Annotated in this window: 14 protein-coding genes and 1 pseudogene; 8 read left to right on the top strand and 7 right to left on the bottom strand. The window is 60.4% G+C overall.

Translation table 11 applies throughout. From position 1 onward, the window contains the following. The first annotated feature begins 6 nt into the window (after nt 1–6). Nucleotides 7–1368, top strand: coding sequence for an HlyD family type I secretion periplasmic adaptor subunit (locus tag ACWR1S_RS08650; RefSeq protein WP_454563195.1), 1362 nt, complete (start codon nt 7–9; stop codon nt 1366–1368). 114 nt (nt 1369–1482) lie between these two features. Here ACWR1S_RS08650 and ACWR1S_RS08645 read toward each other — a convergent pair whose 3' ends face one another. Both ACWR1S_RS08645 and ACWR1S_RS08640 read right to left on the bottom strand, forming a co-directional pair. After that, nucleotides 1483–2079, bottom strand: coding sequence for a tRNA-uridine aminocarboxypropyltransferase (locus ACWR1S_RS08645; RefSeq protein WP_454563194.1), 597 nt, complete (start codon nt 2077–2079; stop codon nt 1483–1485). An 18-nt stretch (nt 2080–2097) separates the two neighbouring features. Then, the gene (locus ACWR1S_RS08640; protein WP_007914510.1) at nt 2098–2991 is read right to left on the bottom strand and encodes a LysR family transcriptional regulator; all 894 of its coding nucleotides are present in this window, start codon (nt 2989–2991) and stop codon (nt 2098–2100) included. 292 nt (nt 2992–3283) lie between these two features. Here ACWR1S_RS08640 and speB point away from each other — a divergent pair, with 292 nt between their 5' ends. From speB to ACWR1S_RS08610, 6 genes are all read left to right on the top strand, one after another. Beyond that, on the top strand, nt 3284–4234 hold the full coding sequence (gene speB, locus ACWR1S_RS08635; RefSeq protein WP_003222717.1) for an agmatinase: 951 nt from the start codon (nt 3284–3286) through the stop codon (nt 4232–4234). A gap of 10 nt (nt 4235–4244) precedes the next feature. After that, nucleotides 4245–4667, top strand: a complete 423-nt coding sequence (locus ACWR1S_RS08630; protein ID WP_454563193.1) for a YybH family protein — start codon at nt 4245–4247, stop codon at nt 4665–4667. Nucleotides 4668–4723: 56 nt separating this feature from the next. Continuing rightward, nucleotides 4724–6226 carry a purine-cytosine permease family protein gene (locus ACWR1S_RS08625; RefSeq protein WP_454563192.1) on the top strand — a complete coding sequence of 501 codons (1503 nt, stop codon included), beginning with the start codon at nt 4724–4726 and terminating at the stop codon, nt 6224–6226. Between the two features lie 157 nt (nt 6227–6383). Then, nucleotides 6384–7763 carry a sodium:solute symporter gene (locus tag ACWR1S_RS08620; RefSeq protein ID WP_454563191.1) on the top strand — a complete coding sequence of 460 codons (1380 nt, stop codon included), beginning with the start codon at nt 6384–6386 and terminating at the stop codon, nt 7761–7763. 86 nt (nt 7764–7849) lie between these two features. Further along, nucleotides 7850–8575, top strand: coding sequence for an MBL fold metallo-hydrolase (locus tag ACWR1S_RS08615; protein ID WP_454563190.1), 726 nt, complete (start codon nt 7850–7852; stop codon nt 8573–8575). Between the two features lie 43 nt (nt 8576–8618). Next, nucleotides 8619–8867 carry a phosphopantetheine-containing protein gene (locus ACWR1S_RS08610; RefSeq protein WP_016985936.1) on the top strand — a complete coding sequence of 83 codons (249 nt, stop codon included), beginning with the start codon at nt 8619–8621 and terminating at the stop codon, nt 8865–8867. A 105-nt stretch (nt 8868–8972) separates the two neighbouring features. Here the strand turns inward: ACWR1S_RS08610 and ACWR1S_RS08605 are convergent, their stop codons facing one another. Then, nucleotides 8973–9101, bottom strand: a complete 129-nt coding sequence (locus tag ACWR1S_RS08605) for a PA1414 family protein (RefSeq protein ID WP_007914492.1) — start codon at nt 9099–9101, stop codon at nt 8973–8975. A 142-nt stretch (nt 9102–9243) separates the two neighbouring features. Further along, entirely contained in the window at nt 9244–10137 is an 894-nt protein-coding gene (gene ptrR, locus ACWR1S_RS08600; protein WP_454563189.1) for a putrescine utilization regulator PtrR, read from the bottom strand. Nucleotides 10138–10241: 104 nt separating this feature from the next. On the opposite strand from ptrR, the gene ACWR1S_RS08595 reads away from it, so the two are divergent. Further along, nucleotides 10242–11423: an MFS transporter gene (locus tag ACWR1S_RS08595; RefSeq protein ID WP_454563188.1), complete on the top strand. Its 1182-nt coding sequence runs from the start codon at nt 10242–10244 to the stop codon at nt 11421–11423. Here the strand turns inward: ACWR1S_RS08595 and ACWR1S_RS08590 are convergent. The 3 genes and pseudogenes from ACWR1S_RS08590 to ACWR1S_RS08580 all read right to left on the bottom strand — a co-directional run. Then, entirely contained in the window at nt 11368–12300 is a 933-nt protein-coding gene (locus tag ACWR1S_RS08590) for a DMT family transporter (RefSeq protein ID WP_454563187.1), read from the bottom strand. The two genes, ACWR1S_RS08595 and ACWR1S_RS08590, sit on opposite strands and share 56 nt — an antisense overlap. A 249-nt stretch (nt 12301–12549) precedes the next feature. After that, nucleotides 12550–12948, bottom strand: a complete 399-nt coding sequence (locus ACWR1S_RS08585; RefSeq protein WP_454563186.1) for a DUF2177 family protein — start codon at nt 12946–12948, stop codon at nt 12550–12552. 45 nt (nt 12949–12993) lie between these two features. After that, nucleotides 12994–13546: pseudogene (locus ACWR1S_RS08580) on the bottom strand (GntR family transcriptional regulator); the annotation flags it as partial.

The following is a 13546-nucleotide window of genomic DNA, read 5'->3' as shown; positions in this document are numbered from 1 at the left end:
TGCCCCATGTCTGCTTCCTCCGATAGCAAAGATCGCGGCTACTTCGACAGTTTCGGCAAAAGCGCCGAAGCCGAATTCATGCCGGAAACCGCCGGCGCGTCGTTACAGGATTCGCCGCGCTGGTCGCGGATCACCGTGTGGCTGGCGGCGGCGCTGCTGATCAGTGCGGTGGTCTGGGCCAAGTTTGCCGTGCTCGAAGAAGTCACCATGGGTGAAGGCAAGGCGATTCCGTCGAGCAAGGTTCAGGTGATCCAGAACCTTGAGGGCGGCATCGTCACCGAGATCTTTGTGCGTGAAGGGCAAATGGTGAACAAGGGCGATACCTTGCTGCGCCTGGATGACACGCGCTTTCGCTCGAACAAGGGCGAAAGCGAGGCCGATCGTTATGCGTTGACCGCGCAGGTCGAACGGCTCTCCGCAGAAGCCGAGGGGCGGCCATTCAAGCTGTCCGATGAAGTGATCGCCAAGGCACCGCAAGTCGCCGAGGACGAACGCTCACTGTACGAACAACGCCAGCGCCGTTTGGCCAGCGAGCAGCGCACGCTCAGCGAACAACTGCGGCAGAAAACCCAGGAACTCGCCGAGTTTCGCTCCAAGCAAGGCCAGTTCAGTTCCAGTCTGGCGTTGCTGCAGCAAGAAATGAACATGTCCGAACCGTTGGTGAAAACCGGGGCGGTGTCACCCGTGGAAATTCTCCGCCTCAAGCGCAGCGCGGTAGAAATCCGAGGCTCATTGAACGCCACGACCCTGGCGATTCCCCGCGCCGAATCGGCGATTGCCGAGATCCGCAGCAAGATCGACGAGTCGGAGCAAACCTTCCGCTCGGAGGCGGCCAAAGAGCTGAATGAAAAACGCACCGACCTGTCGAAAATCACCGCCAACAGCATCGCCATCGACGACCGCGTGACCCGCACTACCGTGACCTCACCGGTGCACGGGGTGATCAAGCAATTGAAGGTCAACACCATCGGCGGCGTGGTTCAACCGGGCAGCGACATGGTTGAAATCGTGCCGTTGGAAGATAACTTGCTGATCGAGGCCAAAGTACGGCCACAGGATGTCGCATTCCTGCATCCGGGCCAGAAAGCCATGGTCAAGTTCAGTGCCTACGACTACACGATTTATGGTGGGCTGAGTGCCAAGCTCGAGCTGATTGGCGCTGATACGATTACCGATGACAAGGGCAACAGCTTCTATCTGATTCAGGTGCGTACCGATAAAAACCACTTGGGCGGGGATGTGAAACCGTTGCTGATTATTCCGGGGATGGTGGCGACGGTGGACATTATTACCGGAGAGAAAAGTGTGCTGGATTATCTGCTCAAACCAGTGTTGAAAGCGCGGACCGAAGCGATGCGTGAGCGCTAGCCAATGATCGTTCCCACGCTCCGCGTGGGAATGCCGCCCGGGACGCTCCGCGTCCCTTCACGACGGTGACGCAGAGCGTCACTGGATGCATTCCCACGCAGAGCGTGGGAACGATCATTTGTCGCCATGATTACGCTGGAAGGTCTCCTCCCCCATCGCCGCAATCTGCCCCTCGATCAACGCTTCGAACGGCTTGAGCAACGGCTCGAATGACGCCGGCGCCTCCAGCGTCTGCAACGCCTGCACAATCGCCTCGATCGTCGACAACGCCCCCGGTCCCGGTGCCTTGCGCAAGCGATAGCGCGACACGCCACCTTCGGCCAACGTCACCCGTGGCAACGCCGCCAGCAGCGGATTGAGGTGCAACATCTTGCGCGCCTTGCGCCAGGTGCCATCCGGAACGACCAGCAACAGTGGTTCATCGGACGCACCATAAGCCTGCATCGGCTGCGCATCATCGGCGGGAAACAACAATCGCGCCTGATACCCCGGCCGGTTCAACAGCGCCGGCAAATCCTCGAATACTTCACCGACAATCAGCTCGGCATTGGTCAAACCGAGTGCCGCCAACCGTGCGGTATTCAACGCATGATTGACCTCGCTCGGATGCTGCAACAGCAACACCCGCGTGCGGCTGTCGAGGCTCGGGATCAGTGGGCACAGGCAATGGGTCTGGGGGCGCAGGCAGCGCGAGCATTGAATTCTGGACATACTTCTTTTCCCTACAAGCTAAGCCTGATTGAGCTGAGCTTTGAGCAAATCACGGAAAGTCTGGATCAACGGCTCACGGCTGCGGCCCCGGCGCATGATCATCGAAAACGGCGCCTGATAACCAAACGTCGCTGGCAGCAACACGCGCAAATCGCCCTTGTCGGCCCAGGCCTGAGCGTAGTGTTCTGGCAAGTAACCGATGTAGGCGCCGGACAGCACCAGAATAAGCTGCGCCTCCATACTTTCCACCGTCGCCGCGCTGTGTTTGAAGCCGTGTCGCGCCAGCTCCGCCTGGCTCCAGTAACCGCGCCCGACCATGCGTTGCTGGGTGATGACTTGTTCGGGAATGCGCCGCTCGTTGAACAACGGATGGCGGCTACTGCAATACAACCAGTGCTGCTCGCGGTACAGCGGCATGTAGATCAGGCCGCTCATGCGCGTGGAAAACGCACCGATGGCCAGATCGAGGCGGTTGTCCTGCACGCCGAGTTGCAGTTCGTACGGGCTCATCACCGACAAATGCAAATGCACCGCCGGGTGTTCCTGACTGTAGGCACCGATGGCTTCGGCGAACGGCAAGGCCTTGTCACTGACGGTGGAGTCGATCACGCCGAGGTTAAGTGTGCCGCGCAGTTCGCCCTTGAGCGCGGCGGCGTATTGCTCGAAACCTTCGAGTTCGGCGAGCAGGCGCAGGGTTTCCTGATGGAACAATTCACCCTTGCTGGTCAGACTGAACCCGCCGCGCCCGCGATGGCACAGCACCAGGCCGAGCGCGGCTTCGAGCTGGCTCATGTAGGTGCTGATCGCCGAGGTCGACAGGTTGAGTTCCTGTTGGGCGTTGGCGAAACCCTGATGACGGACCACGCTGACGAAGATGCGCAACAGTTTCAGGTCGGGTAAAGCGTTGGCCATGTCTACTCCAAGGATCGTTCCCACGCTCTGCGTGGGAATGCAGCCCGTGACGCTCTGCGTCACCTGCGAGTACGGCTGGACGCGGAGCGTCCGTAGATGCATTCCCACGCGGAGCATGGGAACGAGCAGGTGCGGAAGTCTGGCATTAGTTTAGAAAAATCTGAACTAAGTTTTTGCCCGTAGCGATTCTTCCGCCGCACTACATTTCGCATCATCGGCCCCACAGCGGCGTCCGAACCCTTGCTGAACGGCGCGCCGACATAAATAAAACAAAGACGATGAGGCCTTACCCGTGGACAAGATTCTTCACCAACCACTGGGCGGCAACGAAATGCCGCGCTTCGGCGGCATCGCCACCATGCTCCGACTCCCCCATGTACCGACCGCTGCCGGCCTGGACGCTGCTTTCGTAGGCGTGCCGTTGGACATCGGTACTTCGCTGCGCCCCGGCACCCGTTTCGGGCCACGCGATATCCGCACCGAATCAGTGATGATCCGCCCGTACAACATGGCCACCGGCGCTGCGCCGTTCGACTCGCTGTCGGTCGCCGACATCGGTGACGTGGCAATCAACACCTTCAACCTGCTCGACGCCGTGCGCATCATCGAAGAAGCCTACGACAACATCCTCGAGCACAACGTGATCCCGATGACCCTGGGTGGCGACCACACCATCACCCTGCCGATCCTGCGGGCGATTCATAAAAAGCACGGCAAGGTCGGTCTGGTGCACATCGATGCCCACGCTGACGTCAACGATCACATGTTCGGCGAGAAGATCGCCCACGGTACGACCTTCCGTCGTGCCGTCGAAGAAGGCCTTCTGGACTGCGACCGCGTGGTGCAAATTGGTTTGCGTGCGCAGGGTTACACCGCTGATGACTTCAACTGGAGCCGCGATCAGGGTTTCCGCGTGGTGCAGGCCGAAGAGTGCTGGCACAAGTCGCTGGCGCCACTGATGGCTGAAGTTCGCGAGAAAGTCGGTGGTGGCCCGGTGTATCTGAGCTTCGACATCGACGGCATCGACCCGGCCTGGGCGCCGGGCACCGGCACCCCGGAAATCGGTGGTCTGACGACCATTCAGGCGATTGAAATCGTTCGTGGCTGCCAAGGTCTCGACCTGATCGGTTGCGATCTGGTAGAAGTCTCGCCCGCTTATGACACCACCGGCAACACCTCGCTGCTGGCCGCCAACCTGCTGTACGAAATGCTCTGCGTACTGCCTGGCGTGGTCCATCGCTGAGGATCGGGTCATGAACGAACGTGATCAGGTTTTGCGAGCGGCCGCCGATCTGGTGGCCGCCTTCGCCCGTAACGATCGCGAAGCTTACTTCGGCGCCTTCAGCGCCGATGCGAGTTTCGTCTTCTACACCCTCGAACAGCCGTTGCTGTCGCGCGATGCCTATCAGGCCTTGTGGGACAACTGGCGCGCCGAGGATGGCTTCGAGGTGCTTGCGTGCACCTCAAGCAACGCCTTCGTCAGCCTGCAAGGTGATGTGGCGATTTTCATCCATGACGTGGCCACCGAGCTGCGCATGCAAGGGGAGCAACACTTCAGCCAGGAGCGCGAGACGATTGTTTTCAAGAAACACGCGTCGAGCCTAGAACAACAAGGCCATTGGCTGGCCTGCCACGAACATTTGTCCGCGATGCCGGAAGGGCTGCCATCCCCTTAGCCAAACAGGTGACGCCTCACGCACGATGAGGCGCGCCTTTATGATCGGAGCAGATCATGAATAACAACAACAACGACCAAAGCCTTACGCAGATTGAAACCCACGGGGTCGAACAGATCCCGGACCACGAACGCAGCGCAGGCCCGACGGACTTGTTCCGGATGATCTTCGGTGGTTCGAATACCTTTGCCACCGCCGTGCTCGGCAGTTTCCCGGTGCTGTTCGGTCTGTCTTTTCAGGCCGGCGTCTGGGCGATTGTGTCGGGCGTGCTGCTCGGCTCGCTGATCCTCGCACCGATGGGCCTGTTCGGCCCGCTCAACGGCACCAACAATGCCGTGTCGTCCGGTGCGCATTTCGGCGTGCACGGGCGGATCGTCGGTTCGTTCCTGTCGCTGTTGACCGCTATCGCGTTTTTCTCGCTCTCGGTGTGGAGTTCGGGCGATGCGCTGATCGGCGGTGCGAAACGCCTGATCGGTCTGCCGGAAACCGACCTGACCCTGGGCCTGGCCTACGGGCTGTTCGCGATCCTGGTGCTGACCGTGTGCATCTACGGCTTCCGCTTTCTGCTGTGGGTGAACAAGATCGCGGTGTGGAGCGCCAGCCTTTTGTTCCTGCTGGGCATCTTCGCCTTCGCCGGTCCTTTCGATGTGAACTACGCCGGTACGGTGAATCTCGGTCAGCCGGGCTTCTGGGCCGCGTTCATCGGCGCTGCGCTGGTGGCGATGAGCAACCCGATTTCCTTCGGCGCGTTCCTCGGTGACTGGTCGCGCTACATCCCGCGTGACACCTCCAAGCAACGCATCATGGCGGCGGTGGTGCTGTCGCAGATCGCCACGTTCATCCCGTTCCTGTTCGGCCTGACCACCGCGACCATCGTCGCGATCAAGGCACCGGACTACATCGCGGCGAACAACTATGTCGGCGGTTTGCTGGCGGTGTCGCCGAGCTGGTTCTTCCTGCCGGTGTGCCTGATTGCGGTGATCGGCGGCATGTCCACCGGCACCACCTCGCTGTATGGCACCGGGCTGGACATGTCCAGCGTGTTTCCGCGGGTGCTGTCGCGCGTGAAAGCGACGCTGCTGATCGGCGTGCTGTCGATTGCCTTCATCTTCATCGGTCGCTTTGCGGCGAACCTGGTGCAGAGCGTGTCGACTTTCGCCGTGCTGATCATCACCTGCACCACGCCATGGATGGTGATCATGATCATCGGCCTGTTGGTGCGTCGCGGCTTCTACTGCCCGGATGACCTGCAAGTGTTCACCCGTGGCGAACAGGGCGGGCGCTATTGGTTCAGCCACGGCTGGAACTGGCGCGGTCTGGGCGCATGGATCCCGAGCGCGGCGGTCGGCCTGTGCTTCGTCAATTTGCCGGGGCAGTTCGTTGGCCCGCTGGGTGAAATGGCCGGTGGCATCGACATCAGTTTGCCGGTGACCCTGGGCCTGGCCTCGGTGGTGTACCTGACGCTGCTGAGCCTGTTCCCGGAACCGCGCGAAGTGTTCGGCCCGACGGATGCGCGCAGCCAAGTCATAGAAAAACCTGAACTGCGCCAAGCCGCCTGATTAAACACAAAACCCTGTGGGAGCGAGCTTGCTCGCGAAGGCGGCGGCACATTCAAAGGTGATGTGACTGACAGATCGCTTTCGCGAGCAAGCTCGCTCCCACAGGGAGATTCGAATTCAGCCTCACCATAAAAAAGACAATCGGAGACACGCCATCATGGCTTTGGATTTATTCGTCGTCCTCATCTACGCCGCCGGCATGCTCTTGCTCGGCTACTTCGGCATGCGCAAGGCCAAGACCAACGAGGACTTTCTCGTTGCCGGTCGAAACCTCGGCCCGAGCCTGTATATGGGCACCATGGCCGCTACCGTGCTCGGTGGTGCGTCCACCGTCGGCACCGTGCGTCTGGGTTACGTGCATGGCATTTCCGGTTTCTGGCTGTGCGCAGCCCTCGGTTGCGGCATCGTTGCGCTGAACCTGTTCCTCGCCAAACCGCTGCTGAAACTGAAGATCTACACCGTTACCCAGGTCCTGGAAAAACGCTACAACCCGATGGCCCGCTCGGCGAGCGCAGCAATCATGCTGGCCTACGCACTGATGATCGGCGTGACCTCGATCCTCGCCATCGGCACCGTGCTGCAAGTGTTGTTCGGCCTGCCGTTCTGGATCTCGGTGCTGCTCGGCGGCGGCGTGGTGGTGGTTTATTCGGCGATCGGCGGCATGTGGTCGTTGACCCTGACTGACATCGTCCAGTTCATCATCAAGACCGTGGGCCTGATGTTCATCCTGTTGCCGATCTGCCTGTACCGCGTCGGCGGTTGGGACGAACTGGTGCTGAAACTGCCGGCAACTGCCTTCAGCTTCACCACCATCGGCTGGGACACGATCATCACTTACTTCATGATCTACTTCTTCGGCATCCTGATCGGTCAGGACATCTGGCAACGGGTGTTCACCGTCAAAACCGCGAAAGTCGCGCAATACGCCGGCAGCATCGCGGGCATCTACTGCATCGTCTACGGCCTGGCCTGCGCGCTGATCGGCATGGCTGCGCACGTGCTGATCCCGGATCTGGACAACGTCAACAACGCCTTCGCCGCCATCGTCAAACTGTCGCTGCCGGACGGCATCCGTGGCCTGGTGATCGCTGCGGCACTGGCGGCAATGATGTCCACCGCCAGCGCCGGCTTGCTCGCCGCCGCCACCACGTTGACTGAAGACCTGCTGCCGAAGCTGCGTGGCGGTAAACCGTCGAGCCTGGGCATCAACCGCCTGTTCACCCTGCTGACCGGCATCGTTGTGCTGGGTATCGCGCTGGTGGTGAACGATGTGATCAGTGCGCTGACCCTCGCCTACAACCTGTTGGTGGGCGGCATGCTGATCCCGTTGATGGGGGCAATATTCTGGAAACGCGCAACCACCGCCGGCGCCATCGCCAGCATGGGCCTGGGTTTCGCCACCGCACTGCTGTTCATGTTCAAGGACGGTCTGGATGCCAACACGCCGATCTACTACAGCCTCGGCGTAGGTCTGGTGAGTTTTGTGGTGGTCAGCCTGGTCTCCCCTCGCCCGGCAACCGTGGCGAGTGCGATCTAAGCTCTGATGTAACGACTTGATGCTTTCTTCGACGGGTGTGGCGTCGGTTGCCACACCCGTTTTTTTACGCCTGGAGAAAATGATTTATGAAGATCGTTTCGCGCGATCAGTGGTTTGAAGTGCAGCACCTGAGCGATGGCATCCGGCTTATTCACGAGCCGTACATTCGGCCGTTCTACCGCTGCAACCTCTGGCATGTGCAGGGCCGCGACAAAGACCTGTTGCTGGACAGCGGTTCGGGGCTGGTGAGCTTGCGGGAGCAGTTGCCGTGGATCACCGAGCGTCCGCTGGTGGCGGTGGCCAGTCATTGCCATTTCGACCATATCGCCGGGCATCACGAATTTGCCGAGCGTCTGGTACATCGCGCCGAGGCCGACATTCTTGCGGCGCCGGACGGCGAGAATGATTTGAGTCGCGCGTTCGTCGGCGATGACATGTTCGAGGCGCATCCGGATTGCCCGTTGTGCTACGCCGAATACCGGGTCAAAGCCGCGCCGGCGACCGGGTTTGTCGAGGACGGTGATGTGCTCGATCTCGGCAATCGTACGCTGCAGGTGCTGCACACGCCGGGGCATTCGCCGGGTGGCATCAGCCTGTATGAGGCGGCGACTGAGACGCTGTTCAGCGGCGACATCATCTACAACGGGCCGCTGATCGAAGACGCCTACCACTCCAATCTTGATGATTACGCCGCTAGCCTGCGACGTTTGCAGGCGTTGCCGATCCGCACCGTGCATGGCGGGCATTTCGGCAGTTTTTCCGGGGAGCATTTGCGCTCGATGATTGACGAGTGGTTGCGCCGCCACGCCTGAGGCCTGCTTCACTCAAGCAAAACAACAATCAGAAAAACCTGCCATGAGAAGAGCTGCCGTGCGTGCCGCCGTGCACCGATACATCCGGCGTTTGCTGGAAACCCGCGAATTCACCGACAACACCAGTCTGGTGCAACTGGGTCTGGAGAAAGCCGATATCGAGGATCTGATCTTTCATCTGGAAGATGAATTCGGACTGACGGCATTCACCGCCGAGGAAGACCGCATGCTCAAGACCGCGAAGACCGCGAATGACTTGAGCCGGTTCTTGCTTGAAATCGGGCGTCATTAAAAGCAAAAGATCGCAGCCTTCGGCAGCGCCTACATTTATCCGTGCAGGCGCTGCCGAAGGCTGCGATCTCTTGATCTTGAATCCGTTGATCTCGGATCGGGGGCGTTACCGGCGCCTTTGTTGACGGCGGCGCTGCTCGTCATCGGTGCGGATCGGTACAGGTTGCAGAGGCGGTTCGATCAAACCGAGGGCAACACCCAAATCGTGCAGCCAGTTTTGAATTTTCTCTTTCATCGTCATGCCCCCTTCAGGGTGGTGCTGAGCGGCCGGAATTCTGAGGCCGCTTCGCACTGATAATAGTCCGAAGTCCTACGCAATGCTCGGCCAAATCCGCAATGATCTGTTACTGAATTGAACAGAGTTCGCGGACAGTGGTTCAAGCTGTTTCCCGAGTTTCGATCTGAGCCGCAGGATAGACCGCCTGCTGCACCTCAATCCAGGCATTGAGGTTGGCGCCGACCATGCCTTTGCGCCACATGAGCCACGTTGTCGCACCCACGAATGGCTCGGCCAACGGATGCATCGCCACGCTGTCGCGGCCCGGCAGACTGGCCAGCATCGACTCCGACATCAGCGCCACGCCGCTGCCGGCAATCACGCAGGCGAGCATGCCCTGATAGGACTCGATCTCCATCGCCCGGCCCATCGCCGCGTGATAGTGCGAAAACCACGCCTCCAGGCGCATGCGATACGAACATCCGCGACGAAAGGTGAACACCGATCGCCCTTCAACGTCCCGGGCGCTATGTACTGGCGGATGATCAGGTTCGGTGATCAACACCAAACGTTCTTCGCACAACGGCACACCGTCCAGTCCGGCCAGCTCCAGCGGACCATCCACCAGCGCCGCATCAAGACGCCCGGTGAGCAGACCTTCCAGCAACTCCCCGCTCGGCGCCGACTGCACCTGCAGATTCACCGCTGGATATTGCTTGTGATAGCGCGCCAGCAGCGCCGGCAGATGAATTGCCGCCGTGCTGTACATGGTGCCCAGAGCGAAATCGCCGGCCGGTTTGCCGCCCATGACCGCCGCACTGGCCTGATCGCGCAGGGCGAACAGTTTGCCGGTGTAGTCCAGCAAGACTTTTCCCGCAGGCGACAGCTGCAAACGCTGACGCTCACGGACGAAAAGCTCTACCCCCAGTTGTTCTTCAAGCTGTTTGAGCCGGGTCGACAGGTTCGACGGCACTCGATGCAGTCGTTCGGCGGCGCGGGTAATCGAACCCTCCTCGGCCACGGCCTGAAAGATCCGCAGTTGGCTGAATTCCACAACCTTTCTCCAGAACAGAACAAGTTACTCACTATTATTCAATTTTAAAGAAAGTCAATCAGTCCTAGCCTGACGGTCATTGATGCTTCCAAGGAATCCCGACCATGTCGCCCCTGATTCGCTTATCCGCCTGCTTCGTGGCCCTGATGATGGCCATGGGCATCGGGCGTTTCGCCCTCACCCCGCAAATGCCACACCTGCTCAGCGAAGGCCAGATCGACCTGACGGCCGCCGGTCTGATTGCGGCGGCCAACTACCTCGGCTACCTGCTTGGCGCGGTGGACGCGATGTTCGCCCATCGCCCGCAGCAGGTTCAGCGGCGCCTGCACGGCGGCTTGTGGTTGTGCGTGCTGCTGACCCTGGCGTCGTTTTGGGCCGATGGTTTCTGGTCGCACCTCGTGCTGCGTTTTGGCACGGGGGTGGCGAGTGCGTGGGTGCTGGTGATGATCACTTCGTTAAGTCAGCCGCTGGCTGCCACTGCGGGTCGTCCACGTTTGGGCGCACTGGTGTTTGCCGGACCGGGGTTGGGAATTTTTCTGACAGGGTTGATGGCGCTGGTCTCACATCTGCTGAACCAGACGTCCGCGACGTTGTGGCTGATTTATGCCGCGTCTGCGTTGGTGATGATGTTGGGCGTATGGCGATTGCTGCCGACGCCCGTCGCAATGGCTACTGTTGCTGTGGCGGCGGTCAGTCCATCGAATCGGGGTATCGGGCGGTTGGCGGTGATTTATGCGCTGTACGGCGTCGGTTACATCATTCCGGCGACCTTCCTCTCGCAAATGGCCAATGCGCAGTTTCATGGGCAGTGGCAGGCCGATCTGTTCTGGCCTTGCTTCGGTCTGGCCGCTGCGCTCGGCGTGTTGCTGGTGAGCTTGCGGCGTCACGATCCAGAAACCACACGGCATTGGTTAATGGCGACGCTGTGGCTGCAAGCGGCTGGCGTGTTCGCCTGTCTATTGAGCAGTGGTCTCGGCCTCGCGCTGGGCGTGATCCTGTGCGGCACGCCATTTCTGGCTTGCATGCAACTGGTCATGCAACGCTCGCGGGAACTGGCGCCGCATGCCACCCAGCGCAACGCCGGCATGCTCACCGCCTGCTTTGCCGTGGGCCAACTCAGCGGCCCGTTGCTGGCAGCGCTGAGCAGCCATTTCAGCGGCGGCCTGCATCCGGCACTGGTGCTCGCCGGCAGCGGCTTGCTGATTGCCGGCGGCTTGGCGATGCAGGCGCCTAGCGTTGACCCAGCGCTTTGCGCAAACGCCGACGCAGCCACTGCTCGGCGCTGACAAAAGTGATACCGAGCAGCACGAGAACGGCGCCGATCACGAAGTTCACACTCAACTGTTCGCCCAGAAGAATCACGCCGAAGGTCACGCCGAACAGCGGCGTCATGAACGAAAACACCGCAAGGTTCGCCGCCAGATAACGACGCAGCAACCAGAACCAGATCAGGTAACTGAAGAACGACACCACCAGCCCCTGGAACAGCACACTGGCCACTGCCACGGTGGTCAGGCTGACGTGGGTGATCTGGCCGCTGAACAGCGCGATCAGCAGCAGGCCGAGGAAGCCGACGATCAACTGGTAGAACAAGGTCAGCGTCACCGGAGCTTCCGACAGCCGTGAGGCGCGCACCACCACCGTGGTTGCGCCCCAACAGGCACCGGCCAGTACGCCAAAGGCATCGCCCAACAGCATGCGCCGGTCGAGGTTGTCCCATGACACGCCACCGGCGAAGGCAATCGCGATGCCGATAAACGCGAGCAGAATGCCCAGCCATTGCAACGGCCGCAGCCGCTCGCTGGCCAACAGGAAGTGCACGCCGAGCGCGGTGAAAATCGGTGCGGTGTAGAGAAATACCGACATGTGGGCGGCAGTGGTCAGTTGCAGGCCTTCAGCGATGAAGAAGAACTCCAGACCGAACAGGGCACCGGCCAGCAAGCCACCGCGCCAGGTCGTGCCGACCTGATCCCAGCCGCCCTTCCAGCAGATCAGCAAGCCCACCAGCAACGCAGAGATCCCAGAGCGCGCGGCCGCTTGCATGACAGGCGCGATGTCCGGCGCCGCCCATTTGATCATCACTTGCTGCACGCCCCAGATCAGGCACAGGCCGATCATCACTTGCAGGGCAAAACTGTCGGCATTGCGCCGCTCGACACTCACCTCAACACCTCGAACACACACAACATGGCAGGCCATCCAATGGTCAGAAAACAGTGCTGGGGATTATCAATCAGTCAGAGGGAAAAAGCCGTCTGGAAAAGACATTTTGTGCTTCAGTGACGTCAGTGGTGAATGGCTGTCGGCTACGCCGCCCTTCGCGAGCAAGCTCGCTCCCACAATTGGAATGCATTTCCCTGTGGGAGCGAGCCTGCTCGCGAAGAGGCCGGCATTGCTTATCTACCTCTCGGATCAGACCTTGCCCAACCGCCTCGCCAGCAAAAACCCGACGCTACAAGCCACAGCAGTCGCAAACGTCCCCCACGCCCAATCCATCAACGTCACCTGCACCGACCAACCGCGCAACGTCGCCCAGTTGGTCAGGTCATACGTGCCGTACGCCACCAGCCCCAACAACGCGCCCATCTTCGCGGCGCGCTGCCAGCTCACTGCCGGCGTCACCACAAACACCACACAACCAAAAACATACAGGCAATAAAAAACCGCTGCCGGAACCAGCAGCGGTTTTTCGAGCATCAACGGACCGAGCAATTCGCGATAGGTCGGCGCCATCAACAGGCCGAGCCAGATGCCGTCGAGCAGCAGGAACGTCAGCAGCGTTGCAACATAGCCAATCAGCGCTTTTTTCATCGACCCGACCTCGTGTGTGCCCATGCAGGATGGGCCACCCAAGGCTCAGGTTAGTTCAATGCGATCGGCGTGAATGACGATCTTGCCTTCCTTGTACAGCGCACCGATGGCCTTCTTGAAGTTGCCTTTACTGACGCCAAACAGGCTGCTGATCAGCGCCGGATCACTCTTGTCGCTGACCGGCAAGGTGCCGCTATTGTCGCGCAACTTGGCGAGGATCTTCGAGTTCAGGCTGCTGGCCGCTTCCTGGCCAACCGGTTGCAGGCTCAGGGCGATCTTGCCGTCGGCACGGATTTCCTTGATATAGCCCTTCTCGATCATGCCGGCACGCATGAACTTGAAGATTTCGTTCTTGTGAATCAAACCCCAGTGCTTGTTGTTGATGATCGCCTTGAAGCCCATGTCGGTGGCTTCGGCAACCAGCAGATCAACTTCCTGGCCCTGGCTATAGTTGGCCGGGGTCTTGTCGAGGTAGCGATCCAGACGCGCGGTGGCGGTGATGCGGCGGGTGTGCTTGTCGAGGTAGACGTGCCCCCCCCAGGAATCTCCGGGGGGGATCTTGGGCGTTTTTTTTGGGAAAAGGCCGCCAAAAATACTT

The sequence above is a fragment of the Pseudomonas sp. AIG genome (genome assembly GCF_977020205.1).
Note: the sequence above shows the minus strand (reverse complement) of the source record. Positions and strands in the feature narration are given on the sequence as shown.